Genomic DNA, 14,213 nt, shown 5'->3' on the forward strand with positions numbered 1-14,213 from the left:
TCAGCTCTCCGGCGAGGACGCCTCGCCGAGGGCGGGGGCGGAGCCGGGAGAGGCCACGCGCGGAACCGGATCCTCGTCCGGATGCAGGGCCGTGCGCAGCAGGTCCTCGACCGCGGTGAGGTCCTTGGTGTGCTCGACCGTCACTTCCGTGCGGGTCCCGTCGGGGCCGACCACCTTGACCCGGACGGTGCTGCGACGGGGCTGTCGCAGGTACACGGACAGCGCCCTCGCCAGAGCGGTCAGAGCGCCTCCGGCGCCGACCGCGACCACCACGACGTCGGTCCAGCCGCCCAGTTCACCGGCGCCTGGCTCGGCCACCGGCGTTCGTACCCGCCCGCGCAGGAGCTTCTCGTCGTTCAGCCAACCGGTGAGTTCCGCAAGGGAGTCGGGCCCTTCGGAGCCGTCCACCGCCACCAGGGATCGCATGGCAGACCGCCTCTCCACGTACGCCTGATTCGCATCGGGCCCGTGGGCGGGCCCCCCGTATGCCGTGCGTCATTGAAGTGTGCCACCGCGGGGCCCGGGACGGCAGGAAACCGGTGACAGCTGCACAGACCGGTCCCGCCGGGGGATCCGGTCACCGCTTGCCCCGCTGTCGGAGATGCCGACTAGGGTTTGCCCAGACCGTCCACCGCAGTGACAAGGGAGCCCGATGTCCGAGCACGTTCCGGACCCGTCCGTCGTCCATTTCGGTCCTGACGGGCTGCGTCGGATCGACGTGCCCGGTTCCTACGCGGCCGGTCTGGACGAGGTGTCACGGCGGCTGCTGCGCGACGTGGGCGTGCCGCTGCACGTGGCTCCCTACTTCACGGCCGCGGGCGAGACCGACGGTCCGACCCTGGGGATGTTCACCGGCCACCGCGGCGTGGTCATGCAGGACGAGCGGGCGAACTGGGTGCGGCTGGGCACCGACCGGCTGGCCCACCTGTGCCTGCGGCCCGACGGCGACGTGCGGGCCGTGTTCCTGGCGCGGCCGGAGCCCGACATGTTCGTCAGCAGCGACGTGCAGGCCTTCACCCTGTCGCTCGCGGTCCTGGACCGGCGCCTGCCCGTGATCGCCGCGTCCACGAGCCTGCCGGGGGCGGCCGCCGCCTTCCGCGAACTCAACGCAGAGCTGCGCCAGATCGACCCGGACGCCTTCGAGGACCGGGAGAGCTGGTGGCCGCGCGTTCTGGACGACGTGCGCCACACGCTGAACTTCCCGTTCTCGGCCGCCTTCGAGTACGTGGACGGCGCGGGCGACAAGCAGATCGTCACGGGTGCCACCGGGCCGGGGAAGGCGCATCCCGAGGAACTGCTGTGGGCGCGGCTCGTGGCCGAGGGCGTGCGGCCCGAGCAGGTGCGCAGGGTGTACTGCGAGCTGGAGCCCTGCATGATGCCCGGCCACTACTGCGCCGTGTGGCTCCAAGGGCGCTTCCCGGACGCGGAGTTCACGCACAGCTTCGACTACGGGCAGACGGCGGAGTCCCGGGACGGGGGACTCACGGAGCTGATGACGTACAGCGCGCAGCAGGCGGGCCGGCAGTGACGGGGCGGTCCTGGGGCCGCCCGGCCGCCGGACGCGAACCGGCCGCCGCCGCGATCCTCGCGTGGCTGTCGGACCCCGCGGCGCCCCGCCTCTGCGTCGTCACGGGGAGCGAGGGCTGCGGCAAGTCGACGCTGCTGGCCTGGCTCATCGGTCACGGCACCCGGCCGGGGACGCCCGCCGAGCGCCGGGTGCACGGTTTCGTACCGATGGCGGGGCTGACGGCGACGTCGGCGGCGTGGATGCTCGCGGAGCAGCTTGAGGTGCCGGCGCGTACCCCCGGCGAGCTGGTGGACCTGCTGAGCGCGGACGTCCGCCGTACGGTCGTCGTGCTGCCGGACGTGCATGCCGCGGCCGATGCCGAGGGCGTCGCCGAACTGGCCCTGGCGCTCCAGGACGTGGCGCACGTGCGGGTGCTGGTCGAGGTGCGCTCCGCGAGCGCGGCGGCCGAGGCGCTGGCCTCCGTCGCGTCCGCTCGCATGGACCTCGACGAGCCCCGGTGGACGGATCCGGAGCGGTACGCGCGCTGGGCGGCCGAGGAGCGGACCGCCGGGGAGCGGACCGCCGGGGAGCGGACCGCCGGGGACCGGGCTCCCGCGTCGCCGCCGGTGGCGATCGATCTCGACGATCCCGCGGCGGTCTGCGCCGCGGCCCCCTGGCGGGTGTCCACGTCGTACGAGCAGTCGTCCGACGCGCACGGCGGTCTGCGCGCCGCGTGGCTCAGGGCGGGCGCCTCGCTGACCCGCGACCAGTCCCCGGCGGAGCGGGCCGTCGTCCTGCTGGCCGCTCTGGGGGACGACGCCGATCCACGGCTGTCGCAGGCGCTGTCGGACCTGTCGGCGGGCGCGCCGTGGCGTGTGCTGTGGCGGCGCGTCCGCGGCGACATCACGCCGCCGTGGCCGGGTCCCGTACGCGCCCTGGCCGGCGGACGCGGGCCGCTGGCCGGGCAGTTGGTGGTGACCGACCACCGGGGAACCGTGCGCCTGCTCCGGGAGGAGGACGCCGCGGCGATCGGCCGGCTTCCGGCGGAGGTGCCCGAGGCGAAGGGCGTCGCCGTGCAGGGCGACGGCAGCGTGGCGGCGATCGACGGAAACGGACAGCTCGTGACGCAGTATCCGGCGAACACCGCTGGTTCCTCCGGCCTGTTGGCCCTGCTGGACGACGGACCCAGCTCGCTGGAGAAGCTGCTGGAGGAGGCGGTGGCGTACGCCAAGAGCGTCACCGTGACGGCGCTGGCGTCCACCGAGAGCGCGATCGTGATGGGTGACCGGGCCGGGACGGTGCACGTCGTCACGGGCGACGCCGACCGGTCCAGGACGGCCGCCCTGCACCAGGGGCCGGTGACGGCGCTGGCGAGCGTGCGGCTCCCGGTGTCCGACGACGGCACGACCGTCCCCCTGCTGTACAGCGGCGGCGCGGACGGAGCGGTGCGGGTCTGGGCGCCGGGCGCCGACCCGATGGCGACCCCGTTCCTGTCGCGGCCGCATCCCGTGACCGCCCTGGCCGTGGGCGGGCCGGACGGCGGGCAGGTGCTGACCGCCGCCTGGTCGGACGGGCTGGTCGAGCAGCACGAAGTGGGCGGTGGGACCGTGCGCGGCTTCCGTCCCGGCGGTCACGTGCACGCGCTGGCCCTGACGTCCGCCGGGCATCTGGTGGTCGGCACGGACGAGTCACTGATCTGCCTCAGCCCCGCCTGAAACAAGCCGAGTTGTCCTCCTGGTTGTCACGGTCACGCCATAGTCCTCCCCTTCCCCTTGCGGCCCTGTCGGTGCTGATCGTTAGGCTCTTGGTACGCGCATCGTGAGCAACGCGGGAAGGGGATGCACGGGGGATGGGTTACACGATTCCGGGCTGGCTGGACGAGGTCCTGGAGTTCATCGGGATCAACTTTCCGAACGTGGACGAGGACGACTACCGCGACATGGCCGACGCCATGCGGGAGTTCGCGGAGAAGTTCGAGGGCCACGGCGGCGACGCGCACAAGGCGTTCGCGCGGCTCCTGTCCTCCTCCGAGGGCTGGGCCGTCGACTCCATGGAGAAGCACTGGAACAAGGTGAAGGCCAGTCACCTGGAGAAACTCCCGGAGCTGGCCCGGCTGTTCGCGGACGCCTGCGACACCCTCGCCGTGATCGTCGAGGCGATGAAGCGCAAGGCCGAGATCGAACTGGCCGTGATGGCCGGGTCGGTGGGCATCTCCGCCGGGCTCGCCGTGGTCACCGGCGGCCTGTCCGCACTGATCGGCGCGGCCGAGGTCGCGGCGATGCGGAAGATCGTCAAGCGCATCATCGACGAGGCCGTGGACCGCATAGTCGAGGAGGTCATAGCCAAGGTCACCGAGCCGGTGAACGCGAAGCTGGAGGCGATGGTCGAGGACATGGTCCTCGATCTGGCCGAGGGCGCGTTCAGCATGCCGGCCGGCGACGGCGGCTCCTCCGGCGGCCACGGCAAGGGCGGGATGCAGATCGCCTCCGCCGGCGGTCCGGGCGGTGGGGAGGGCCCGCCGCAGAAGCGCACGAAGATCGACCACATCGAGTTCGAGGACGGCGCGGGCAAGGTCTCGGGACACGGCAAGGAGCTGCTCGCGGGCGCGGGCGACCCGCTCGGCCGGGCCCGCGGAGCGTTCGGCCGGAGCAAGGGCCGCGACCCGTTCACCCAGGCCTTCGACAGCGTGCTGCACGGCGCGCTCAAGGGCACGGACAAGGCGCTCGGCAAGGTCGCCAAGCACATCACCGAGACCGTCCCGGACCGGGTGAAGGCCACCTCCCGGCTGCACAAGGGCAAGGACCACGACGTCCGGGACGCGGCCGACAAGGTCGAGACGAAGAAGTCCGGCCCCACGCCCATGTACCTGCTGGACCACGACGGCAATGTGCAGCGCCTCATGCCGGACGGCACGACGCGACCGCTGGCCCCGGACGACAAGTCGGGCATCCACTCGGTCCTGGACGACGGGAAGGCCTGGCACCCGTGGCATTCCGGCGGCGACCCGTTCGGCGTCAAGAACGGCGGAGAGAAAGCCGACCGCGTCGAATCGGACAAGATCGCACCGGGGTCGAACGAATTGGCCCGGGCCACCCAGATCGCCCGTTACTACAACGCGCACGAGCGGCCGGAACTGTACAAGCGCGGCGGTGCCAACTATGCGGCGGCCCTCTTCGACGACAACGACCAGCGCAAATTCATCCTGATCGGGACGAGCGGTCCCGTGCACTCCGAGAGAGTGATCGGATATCCGGTGCTCAAACACGGCGAGGAGGGAAACCTCACCCATCTGTACACCGAGCGCGAACCGTGCCAGGAGCAGAACATGTACTGCGACCAATGGCTCGACCAGCGTTTCGAGGGGGCCGGCGTGGAGCACAGCGCCAAGTACGACCAGGACGAGGCCGGTTCGGACGGCAAGGAGCTGTCCAAGTACAAGCAGGACCGGGAACACCGCGCGTACGTCAGCTGGCTGCACGACCAGTGGAAAGAGCACGGCGTGGCCGGCGGAGTGACCGACACTATGATGGACCTCGGCCCGAAGGACAGGCACTTCCGTCCCTGAGTGTCACCGGCGAGAAAGCGTGGAGATCCAGATGCTGTTTGACGTGTCCCACGAGGAATTGCTCTCCTCCCTTTCGGAGAAGGAGATCTTTCTCGTGGGGCCGGGATCGCTCGGCGCGATCCCGGAAGACTCCCTCGAAGGACACATTCTCCACTCCGTCGGAATTCCGACGGGGGCTTTCCAGGGACAGCACCTCACCGAATCCGGCCGTTTCCCGCGCGTGGACGAAAAGATCGAACTGTCGATCTACGACGCCCCGCCGCCGGGCTGCGAGGCCTGGGTGGTCTTCGGGTACGTCGCGCAGACCCACCTGGCGCTCGACCCGTCGACGGGCGTGGTGCACGCCTTCTCCGAGAACGGCGGCGCGGTCCAGGGACTCCACTCGGACCTGTCCTCGCTCGTCTATCTGACGTTCCGACTCCACACCCTCCTGAAGGAGTTCGTCTGGAGCGAGGACCGGGAGGACGAGGAGGAGGACTTCGAGCGGCTGGAGGAGTCCCTCGGCGAGATCCGGCAGACCGTGGAGGACCGCGACCCGCTGCCGTTCAGCGGCACCAGCGTGTGGCCCGCGATCCTGGACGACATGGCCGTCGGCATGTGGTCCTGAGACCTGCGGCTTCCCGCGCCCAGCCCGGCCGGGCCCGGGAAGCCGCCACGGACGGCTACTTGACGATCACCTCACTCACCACGGGCGCCACCGACCCGTCCGCCCACGCGAGGCGTACCGCGTCCGTGGTCGTCCCCGTGGGGGCGCGGAGCGTGGTGGCGGGGCCGGTGAGGGGGCCGAGCGGGTGCCACTCGCCGGCGATGCGGAGTTGGACCCGTGCCGTCGAGGCGGTCGCGTCGTCCGGGCGCAGGACCGTCACCGAGGTGACCGCGCGCGGCGCCGGGTACGTCACGGTGAGGGTGTCGCCCGGGGCCGGTGCGGAGGCGGCGCGGTAGGCGGTGTCGGGGGAGCCGTCCGCGGCCGCGGCCAGGGTGCTGCCGTCCGCCGGGGCCGGGCCGCCGCTCACCGTGGGGCGGTCCGGGCGCGACACGGTGAACTCGCGGACGACCAGCCAGTACTCCTGCCCGGCCGTCGCGCGGGCGCGCACGTACCGGGCCGTCGTGCCGCCGGGGGCGTCCGCCGTCCACGTCGCTTTGCCGTCGAACTCCGTGCCCAGCGCGTGCCACGTCGTCCCGTCCGACGAGTACTCCAGGACGCCCCGGTGCAGGTAGTCATTGGTGCTGCCGGGCTTGCCCATGGCCACCGTCACCGAGCCGAGCGGCTGCTCACTGCCGAGGTCGAGGCCGATGCTCTCGCCCGGCTGCGGTGACCGGCTGCTCCAGAAGTACGTGGAGTCGTCGCCGTCCGACATCCGGTCGGCCGTGTTGCCGTTGTAGACCGGCAGGTCCGTCGTGCCGGCCGGACGCGGGGGCAGGCCGAGCTGCGCGTCGAACGCGTCCCGGGCCTTCGCGAAGAACGGGTCGAGCACGCCCTCCCCGACGATCACCGGGACCTTGTTGCCGTTGAGGTCGGTGTACCGGTACGACTTCGCCGCGGCGACCAGCCCCGGCAGCTGCTGGCGGATCGTCCAGGCCGCGGCGGTGTGCCCGGCCCGCTGCTGCTCCAGCATGCGCGTCGCCGCGATCCCGGCCACGCCCCACGCCTTCGTGGAGTCCAGCCACGGTCCCGCGTCCTCGACGAAGCCCTGCTCGACGCCCGCGCGGATCGTGGCCGGCGCGTCGCGCAGCGCGGTGAACGCCGCCGTCAGCCGGGACGCCGGGACCGAGCCCGCCCAGTAGCCCTTCAGCAGCGCCGAGAGCTGCGGCGCCTCCGACGCGTTGATCGGCGAGCTGTGGTTGACGTCGGTGAAGGCGCGCAGCGCCCGCGCGGTCCGCGCGTCGCCGCCCGCGGCCTCGTCGACGGCGGCGGTGTAGGACTTGTCGGCGTCGTACGCGGAGTCGTTCCACGTGTAGTCGGCGACGGTGTGCAGGGCGAGCTTGGAGGCGTACGGCTGGATCATCGGGTTGGCGGTGATCCCGGCCAGCTGCTCGGCGAGCCCCGTCTCCCGGCCGGTGAACGGGCCGAGGAACAGCCGCCCGGTCGCGTAGTCGTTCACGGGGTAGTTGTCCCAGGTCAGGATCGGATGCCCGAAGACCTCCTTGGCCCGCTTCGCCTGGGCCACCGTCATCGTCGGCGCGACGACGCCCTCGCCCGTCCACTCGACCAGCACGTCCTTGTCGAGCTGCTCGGACAGAGCGGTCTTGTACGGGGAGGAGGCGGTGTTGTAGTACTCCGTCGGCACCATCTGCAGCGGTAGCGCGCCGTCGTGCGTCTTGACGAACTGCTGGTTCACGCGGTTGAGGAGGAAGGCCTGCGCCTGTCCGGCCGCGCCGCCGCCGGTGCCCCACTTCGCCTCGTCGGCGGCGCAGTTCCAGTCGGTGTAGCTGATGTCGTCCAGCGGTACGGCGAACTGCCGCACGCCGATGTCCCACAGCGTCTGGAACTTGTCCGTCAGCGCCTTGAGGTCGTCGTCGGAGCTGTAGCAGACGCTCAGACCGGGGGAGAGGGCGTAGGTGAACTCGACGTGGTTGGCCCGCGCCCCGTCCACCAGCTCCTTCAGCTGGGCGAGTTGGTCGGCCGGGTAGGCGTCGCGCCACTTGGCCCGCAGGTACGGGTCGTCCTTCGGCGAGTACACGTAGATGTTCATCTTGTGCCGGCCGTAGTCGTCGAGCTGGTCCAGGCGCGCCCGGTGCGACCACGGGGTGCCGTAGAAGCCCTCGATGACGCCGCGCAGCGGTGTCGCAGGCCAGTCGCGCACGGCCAGTCCGCGCACGGTGGCGCCGGGGGCCTTGCGGTGCGGCAGTACCTGGCGCAGGGACTGCGCCGCGTAGTAGGTGCCGGTCGGGTCGGCGCCGGACAGGACGATGCGGCCCGCGCCCTTCCCGCCCAGCGCGAGGACGTAGCCCTCCGCGGCGAGCCCGGCCGGGCCCTCGGTGCGCAGTGCGGAGAGGGCGGACGCCGATGCCGGGTTCTCGGCCGGACCGCCCACGTAGACCGTCAGCGAGTCCGACGAGGCGGGGGCGTGCCGGGTGGTGGTGACGTTCCGGGCGCCGGCCGCCTTCAGCGCCGCGGTCGTCACGCGCACGGCGGCCGGGTCGGACGTCGGGCCGGTGACGACGGTGACGGCGGGGGTGACGGTGATCCGGTCGTTGCGCTGCTGCTCGGAGTGCGGGGTCGGGGTGATGGCCGGCGGACCCTCGTCGGGCCGGGCGCCGGCCGCGGCCGGGCCGGAGCCGAAGGTGAGGGGAGCGGCGGACAGGGCCGCCGCGGCGATGACGGCGACGAGCGGTGTCCTGCGGGATCTGTGCTTCGTGCGGAACATGGGTGAGCCTCCACGGTTGGCACATGCTCTAGCGGACTAGACCACTTTGGTGATGCACTGTCAATGTTGCGCGTTTGACGGTTACTTCGAGCAGAATCGAGCATCTCGCCGGTGGGGGAGGGGCGGCTCGGCGCGGTCGCCCGCGCACCTCGTCGTGCCGAAAGATTTCGTCCCCGGGTTCGGCGGTCGCTGCCGGGGCGACCTGGCCGCGGCGCGCGGGGCGGTCAACGCAACTGCCGGTGAGGGCAGTTGACCCTGCCTTATGCTCCAGGGCATGCGAGATGACGAGGAGTTGGGCCGCATCACCCTGGCGCAGGTGGCCCAAGAGGCAGGGGTCTCCATTTCGACAGTTTCGAAGGTGCTCAACGGGCGGCGGGACGTCGCGGCCCCGACCCGCGTCAAGGTGGAGCGCGTCCTGGACCGGAGCGCCTACCGCCGCACTACGCGCGTCGCCCGCGAGGCGCCGCTCATCGAGCTGGTCTTCCACGAGCTGGAGAGCGTGTGGGCGCTCGAACTCATCCGCGGCGTGGAGAAGGTGGCCAAGGCCAACGGTGCGAGCGTGGTGCTCACCGAGAGCGGGACGCGGCAGGCGCCGGGGCCCGAGTGGATCGAGGGAGTGCTGCAGCGCAGGCCGCGCGGTGTCGTCCTGGTCTTCTCGAGCCTGCCCGCCGAGGTGAAGCAGCAACTGCGGTCGCGGTCCATCCCGTTCGTCGTCATCGACCCGGCGGGCGACCCCGACCCGGACGTGCCCTCGGTCGGCTCGGCGAACTGGAACGGCGGCCTGGCCGCCACCCGGCACCTGGTGCAGCTCGGGCACCGGCGCATCGGCATCATCACGGGCCCCGAGGACATGCTCTGCTCGCTGGCCCGGCTCGACGGCTACCGCTCCGCGCTCAGCATGGCCGGGCTTCCGGCGGACCCGGGCCTCGTCCGGTACGGCGACTTCCACGTCGAGGGCGGTCGCGGGCGCGCGGCCGAACTGCTCGACCTGGACGACCCGCCGACCGCGATCTTCGCGGGCAGCGACCTCCAGGCCCTCGGCGTCCTGGAGGCGGCCCGGTTGCGGGAGTTGCGCGTCCCGCACGACCTGTCCGTGGTCGGCTACGACGACGTGCCCCTGGCCCAGTGGTCGAGCCCCGCGCTCACCACGGTCCACCAGCCGCTGCGACAGATGGCCGAAGGAGCCGCACAGATGCTGATGCGGCTGCGGACGGAGGAGTCGGAGGAGCCGGCGGTCACCCGGCTCGAACTGGCGACGAGCCTGGTCGTGCGCCAGAGCACGGCGGAGTGCCGGCAGCACGGCCGCTGACCCGTCGAGGCGCGTACCGAAAGAGTTTCGGGGCGCGGGGAGAGCTGATACTCCGTCACCCTGGCCGAATCTCGTTCCTTCCTGCCAATTTGCTTGCCATGCAACCGAATTGAGTCTCTGAGCTGGGCTGATGGCATGCCGGTCGAGAGGGTTCCGCGGCTAAAGTTTCGCGCCGTTCGTCGAAACAGTTGACAGCGCACAGGCCCGGCACCAACCTATCGACGTCGACACGCACCTCAATGGCTGTGCAGCCTCTCCCAGGCCCCACCAGGAGGAAGCATGAGAATGAGCGACAAGCCCCCCGCACCGCCCATGAGCCGCCGCGCCTTCATCGGCACCACCGGCGCCCTGACCCTCGCCGCCACCGCGCTGACGCTCCCGGGCACCGCCCACGCCGACACGACCGTCACGAGCAACCAGACCGGCACCAACAACGGTTACTACTACTCGTTCTGGACCGATGCCCCCGGCACCGTCTCCATGGTCCTGTCCTCCGGCGGCCGCTACAGCACCTCGTGGCGCAACACCGGGAACTTCGTGGCCGGCAAGGGCTGGGCCAACGGCTCCCGGCGGACCGTGAACTACTCGGGCTCCTTCAGCCCGTCCGGCAATGCCTACCTGGCGCTCTACGGCTGGACGTCGAACCCGCTCGTCGAGTACTACATCGTCGACAACTGGGGCACCTACCGGCCCACCGGCACGTACAAGGGCACCGTCACCAGCGACGGCGGCACGTACGACATCTACCAGACGACGCGGTACAACGCTCCGTCGGTCGAGGGCACCAAGACCTTCAACCAGTACTGGAGCGTCCGGCAGTCGAAGCGCACCGGCGGAACCATCACCACCGGGAACCACTTCGACGCCTGGAGCCGGGTCGGGATGCCCATGGGCAACTTCTCGTACTACATGATCATGGCGACCGAGGGCTACCAGAGCAGCGGCAGCTCCAACATCACCGTGAGCTGAGCGAGTCGGACCGTCGCTCTCGGTGACAGTCGCGGCGGTCGCGCCGCCAAGCCGTCCGGCACGGACCGGCAGCGCGCGACCGCCGCGACCTCCAGATCCCCGGACAGACCCAGGCACCCCGGACGGATCCGCCGGACGCGCGGACCCGCCGGACCCCGACAGGCCTCTGCACCACCAGGCCGGAGGACCCCCCACCATGAGAATCCGCCCACCCCACCCGTCCCGACCGCTCCGCCCGCCGCGATCCCTGACCGCCGGGCTGGCCGCTGTCACGCTGGCCGGCGCGTGCACCCTCGCCGTCGACACCACCGCCTCGGCGCGGGCCGCCGCCTGTGGCGGCTACGTCGGGCTCACCTTCGACGACGGCCCGGCCGGCAGTACGCCGGCCCTGCTCACCGCGCTCCGGCAGAACGGACTGCGCGCCACGATGTTCAACCAGGGCCAGTACGCCGCAGCGAATCCGGCCCAGGTCCGCGCGCAGGTCGCCGCCGGCATGTGGGTCGGCAACCACAGCTACACCCATCCCCACCTCACCCAGCTCGGCCAGGCCCAGATCGACTCCGAGATCTCCCGCACCCAGCAGGCGATCGCCGGCGGAGGGGGCGGCACGCCGCGGCTGTTCCGGCCGCCGTACGGCGAGACGAACGCGACGGTGCGCTCGGTCGCCGCCACGTACGGCCTGACGCAGATCATCTGGGACGTCGACTCGCAGGACTGGAACGGCGCGAGCACCGACGCGATCGTGCAGGCCGCCGCCCGGCTCACCGACGGCCAGGTCATCCTCATGCACGACTGGCCCGCCAACACCCGTGCCGCGATCCCGCGCATCGCCCAGGGCCTCGCGGCCCGCGGCCTGTGCGCCGGCATGATCTCCCCGCAGACCGGCCGCGCGGTGGCCCCGGCCTGACCGCCACGATCCGCACCCTGCGCGACGGCCGCGGGAGCGTTCCCGTACGCGACGGGAACAGCCGGTCCGCTCGGCGACGTTGCACCTGCCGAGGGACCGGCGCCGCGCGGCGGGGACAGGGACACCGGCAGGTCGTCCGCCCCGCTGTGATCCGGACCCGTACCGAGGCCGTTTCACGCAGGAGGACGCATTCATGAACGACGGGCCCTTGACGCTCATGGCGGTGCACGCCCATCCCGACGACGAGGCGACCAGCACCGGAGGGATCCTCGCGCGGTACGCGGCGGAGGGCGTCCGCACGGTGCTCGTGACCTGTACCGACGGCAGCTGCGGTGACGGACCGGGGGGTGTCAAACCGGGTGATCCCGGACACGATCCGGCGGCGGTGGCCCGGATGCGGCGCGAGGAGCTGGAGTCGAGCTGCGAGATCCTCAAGATCAGCGATCTGGAGATGCTCGACTACGGCGACTCCGGAATGATGGGCTGGCCGGGCAACGACGCCCCCGGGGCGTTCTGGCAGACCCCCGTGGAGGAGGGTGCCGCCCGGCTCGCGGAGCTGCTGCGGCACTACCGGCCCGACGTGCTCGTGACGTACGACGAGAACGGCTTCTACGGACACCCCGACCACATCCAGGCCAACCGCATCACGATGGCCGCGCTCGCCATGACCGAACTGACCCCCAAGGTGTACTGGACGACGATGCCGCGCTCGGCGATGCAGCGGTTCGGCGAGGTCATGCGCGAGTTCGGCGAGGACATGCCGGAGCCGGACCCCGCCGAGACGGCCGCGCTGGCCGAGATCGGTCTGCCCGACGAGGAGATCACCACCTGGGTGGACACCGCCGCGTACGGCGGCCAGAAGTTCGCCGCCCTGGCCGCGCACGCCAGCCAGGGCGAGAACATCTTCTTCCTCAAGATGGGGCAGGAGAGGTTCACCGAGCTGATGGGCGTCGAGACCTTCGTCCGGGTCAAGGACGCCACCGATGCTCCCGTGCCCGAGAACGATCTCTTCGCCGGATTGCGTTGAATATCCCTTTCGTGTCACGAATTTACTGAGCCGCACATTCCTCGCTACGTCTCGAAACAGCAGGTCAGAGGCGTGGCGAGGGTGTCAGGCGTGGGATGTGGGGGGAGGGGCGGCACGAAGGAGGCGCGCGTGGGCGCATACTGAGCCATGACAAAGCCTGCGGCACCGAAGCGTCATTTGCCCACCAGCCCGTTCAAAGCACCGGTCGCACCGACCCCCAAGCACTTCGCTGTGGGCGACCAGGTCACTCATGACGTACACGGCCTCGGCCAGGTGATCGGGATCGAGGACGGGATCGCCGCCCTCGTGGATTTCGGATCGGCACAGCTGCGGATCCTGAGCCCTTACGACAAGATGACCAAGCTGTAGCACTGATGTGCCGTGTCACGGCACGCCGGGCCCCGCCGAGGGGCCCGTACCGAAAGGCAGTCCTCTCATCGACCTGACGTCGCTGTTCTCCGCCTCGGACGAGCAAGCCCACCGTCCCACCGCAGTGTCGCCGCCGCCGGCGACGGAACCCTTCCAGGCCCCGGACTTCGCCGACGACGAGGCGTACTGGGCCGAGGACGTGCCGGAGCCCGCCCCCGGCAGGCGGGCGGGCCGGTCCAGGGCCGCCTGACTCCGACGCCCGCCCCGTACGGTTCACGTTCCCCGGGCAGGTGCGCGCCGGTCCCGACCCGGCTGCCACCTGCCCGGTGGTGTCGGCCGACCGGGGAGCGGGCCGGCTGCCCGCTCCCCTCAGGACGCGCGGGTTCAGCGGTCGTTGGCCAGCGCGACGAGTTCGGCGAACAGTCCGCCGGCCGCCACCAGGTCCTCGTACGAGCCCTGCTCGATGACGCGCCCCCGGTCCATGACGAGGACGCGGTCGGCGAGCCGGGTGTTCTCCAGCTGGTGGGTGACGACGATCGTCATGCGCTCGGCCGCGATCCGCCGGATCTCCAGGAAGATGGAGTGCTCGCCGCGGGCGTCGAGATTTATCTATAGCTGTCAAGTATCTGTCTGCGTCGGATGGCACGGCTGCTCTCAGGCACGTTAGGCACGGTCCCGGTGAGCCAGGGCGGGGTCGTTCAGTGGTTCTGTTCGGTTTGATCACGTGGTGCCGAGTATGGTGCGGCGAACTCCGCATCATCACTGGATACTTGAATCAGCGTCAGGCCTGCCGTGCCACTTAACGTCGCCGCTCTGGGGCTGATCCGCTCAGCTATCATGCTGGCCACGCTCAAAGACGAGGGGACACGGGGCCGATGGCGCACGAGTGGATGGAACTGTCGGAGGCAATTCAGGTGCTGCGCGAGCAGTTGCTGATTGCCAAGGCCGCTGGCGAGGACAGCGAGGTGTCCTTCTCCGTCGGCAAGGTGGAGGTCGAACTGGGCCTGGAGGCCCGGCGGTCCGGGGGCGGCGGGGGTAAGCTCCAGTTTGGCGTGTTCGCCCTCGACGGAAAGGGCGAGTACTCCTCCGGCACGACGCACAGGCTGCGGCTCGAACTGCTGCCCAGGGATGGCGAAGGCAAGACCCTGGAGATCAAGGGCCGGGTGAGCGAACTCCCTTCCCGCTGACTGAG

The 14,213-nt window shown here is 71.0% G+C and carries 13 protein-coding genes and 1 pseudogene; 11 read left to right on the top strand and 3 right to left on the bottom strand.

All coding sequences use genetic code 11. From position 1 onward, the window contains the following. A complete protein-coding gene (locus tag RBJ77_RS40500) occupies positions 1–426 on the bottom strand; it encodes a hypothetical protein (RefSeq protein WP_372349544.1) in 426 nt (141 codons plus the stop codon). Between the two features lie 226 nt (positions 427–652). Between RBJ77_RS40500 and RBJ77_RS40505 the strand changes: the two genes are divergently transcribed. The 4 genes from RBJ77_RS40505 to RBJ77_RS40520 all read left to right on the top strand — a co-directional run bounded on the left by RBJ77_RS40505 (position 653) and on the right by RBJ77_RS40520 (position 5,679). Continuing rightward, on the top strand, positions 653–1,528 hold the full coding sequence (locus tag RBJ77_RS40505; RefSeq protein ID WP_372349545.1) for an SUKH-4 family immunity protein: 876 nt from the start codon (positions 653–655) through the stop codon (positions 1,526–1,528). Continuing rightward, positions 1,525–3,222 (top strand): hypothetical protein, encoded by a 1,698-nt coding sequence (locus RBJ77_RS40510; protein WP_372349546.1) that lies wholly within the window; start codon positions 1,525–1,527, stop codon positions 3,220–3,222. Before RBJ77_RS40505 ends, RBJ77_RS40510 begins: the two co-directional genes overlap by 4 nt. Positions 3,223–3,356: 134 nt before the next feature. Beyond that, on the top strand, positions 3,357–5,072 hold the full coding sequence (locus tag RBJ77_RS40515; RefSeq protein WP_372349547.1) for a nucleic acid/nucleotide deaminase domain-containing protein: 1,716 nt from the start codon (positions 3,357–3,359) through the stop codon (positions 5,070–5,072). 31 nt (positions 5,073–5,103) lie between these two features. After that, positions 5,104–5,679 carry an SUKH-4 family immunity protein gene (locus tag RBJ77_RS40520; protein WP_372349548.1) on the top strand — a complete coding sequence of 192 codons (576 nt, stop codon included), beginning with the start codon at positions 5,104–5,106 and terminating at the stop codon, positions 5,677–5,679. 55 nt (positions 5,680–5,734) lie between these two features. Here the strand turns inward: RBJ77_RS40520 and RBJ77_RS40525 are convergent, their stop codons facing one another. Then, the gene (locus tag RBJ77_RS40525) at positions 5,735–8,440 is read right to left on the bottom strand and encodes a beta-N-acetylglucosaminidase domain-containing protein (RefSeq protein WP_372349549.1); all 2,706 of its coding nucleotides are present in this window, start codon (positions 8,438–8,440) and stop codon (positions 5,735–5,737) included. A 262-nt stretch (positions 8,441–8,702) separates the two neighbouring features. On the opposite strand from RBJ77_RS40525, the gene RBJ77_RS40530 reads away from it, so the two are divergent. From RBJ77_RS40530 to RBJ77_RS40555, 6 genes are all read left to right on the top strand, one after another. Continuing rightward, positions 8,703–9,749 carry a LacI family DNA-binding transcriptional regulator gene (locus RBJ77_RS40530; protein ID WP_372349550.1) on the top strand — a complete coding sequence of 349 codons (1,047 nt, stop codon included), beginning with the start codon at positions 8,703–8,705 and terminating at the stop codon, positions 9,747–9,749. Between the two features lie 285 nt (positions 9,750–10,034). After that, positions 10,035–10,718 carry a glycoside hydrolase family 11 protein gene (locus tag RBJ77_RS40535; RefSeq protein WP_372349551.1) on the top strand — a complete coding sequence of 228 codons (684 nt, stop codon included), beginning with the start codon at positions 10,035–10,037 and terminating at the stop codon, positions 10,716–10,718. Positions 10,719–10,914: 196 nt separating this feature from the next. Then, complete coding sequence (locus RBJ77_RS40540) at positions 10,915–11,625, top strand: polysaccharide deacetylase family protein (protein ID WP_372349552.1); 711 nt, start codon at positions 10,915–10,917, stop codon at positions 11,623–11,625. Between the two features lie 193 nt (positions 11,626–11,818). Next, positions 11,819–12,652, top strand: coding sequence for a PIG-L family deacetylase (locus RBJ77_RS40545; protein WP_372349553.1), 834 nt, complete (start codon positions 11,819–11,821; stop codon positions 12,650–12,652). A gap of 147 nt (positions 12,653–12,799) precedes the next feature. After that, positions 12,800–13,021, top strand: coding sequence for a CarD family transcriptional regulator (locus RBJ77_RS40550; RefSeq protein WP_255979041.1), 222 nt, complete (start codon positions 12,800–12,802; stop codon positions 13,019–13,021). A gap of 124 nt (positions 13,022–13,145) precedes the next feature. Continuing rightward, on the top strand, positions 13,146–13,271 hold the full coding sequence (locus tag RBJ77_RS40555) for a hypothetical protein (RefSeq protein WP_372349554.1): 126 nt from the start codon (positions 13,146–13,148) through the stop codon (positions 13,269–13,271). Positions 13,272–13,405: 134 nt separating this feature from the next. On the opposite strand, the pseudogene RBJ77_RS40560 reads toward RBJ77_RS40555, so the two are convergent. Further along, positions 13,406–13,624 (bottom strand): annotated as a pseudogene (locus tag RBJ77_RS40560) (ABC transporter ATP-binding protein); the annotation flags it as partial. A 272-nt stretch (positions 13,625–13,896) separates the two neighbouring features. Between RBJ77_RS40560 and RBJ77_RS40565 the strand changes: the two are divergent. Then, complete coding sequence (locus RBJ77_RS40565; RefSeq protein ID WP_372349555.1) at positions 13,897–14,208, top strand: trypco2 family protein; 312 nt, start codon at positions 13,897–13,899, stop codon at positions 14,206–14,208. The last annotated feature ends 5 nt before the right edge of the window (positions 14,209–14,213 follow it).

Origin of the sequence: Streptomyces sp. KL116D (assembly GCF_030766975.1) — a bacterium.
GTDB lineage: Bacteria > Actinomycetota > Actinomycetes > Streptomycetales > Streptomycetaceae > Streptomyces > Streptomyces longispororuber_A.

What these genes read in the sequence shown, in the direction of transcription:
- RBJ77_RS40500 (WP_372349544.1), bottom strand. Translation starts at nt 426, where the DNA reads ATGCGATCCCTGGTGGCGGTGGACGGCTCCGAAGGGCCCGACTCCCTT.
- RBJ77_RS40505 (WP_372349545.1), top strand. Translation starts at nt 653, where the DNA reads ATGTCCGAGCACGTTCCGGACCCGTCCGTCGTCCATTTCGGTCCTGAC.
- RBJ77_RS40515 (WP_372349547.1), top strand. Translation starts at nt 3,357, where the DNA reads ATGGGTTACACGATTCCGGGCTGGCTGGACGAGGTCCTGGAGTTCATC.
- RBJ77_RS40520 (WP_372349548.1), top strand. Translation starts at nt 5,104, where the DNA reads ATGCTGTTTGACGTGTCCCACGAGGAATTGCTCTCCTCCCTTTCGGAG.
- RBJ77_RS40525 (WP_372349549.1), bottom strand. Translation starts at nt 8,440, where the DNA reads ATGTTCCGCACGAAGCACAGATCCCGCAGGACACCGCTCGTCGCCGTC.
- RBJ77_RS40530 (WP_372349550.1), top strand. Translation starts at nt 8,703, where the DNA reads ATGCTCCAGGGCATGCGAGATGACGAGGAGTTGGGCCGCATCACCCTG.
- RBJ77_RS40535 (WP_372349551.1), top strand. Translation starts at nt 10,035, where the DNA reads ATGAGCGACAAGCCCCCCGCACCGCCCATGAGCCGCCGCGCCTTCATC.
- RBJ77_RS40540 (WP_372349552.1), top strand. Translation starts at nt 10,915, where the DNA reads ATGAGAATCCGCCCACCCCACCCGTCCCGACCGCTCCGCCCGCCGCGA.
- RBJ77_RS40545 (WP_372349553.1), top strand. Translation starts at nt 11,819, where the DNA reads ATGAACGACGGGCCCTTGACGCTCATGGCGGTGCACGCCCATCCCGAC.
- RBJ77_RS40550 (WP_255979041.1), top strand. Translation starts at nt 12,800, where the DNA reads ATGACAAAGCCTGCGGCACCGAAGCGTCATTTGCCCACCAGCCCGTTC.
- RBJ77_RS40565 (WP_372349555.1), top strand. Translation starts at nt 13,897, where the DNA reads ATGGCGCACGAGTGGATGGAACTGTCGGAGGCAATTCAGGTGCTGCGC.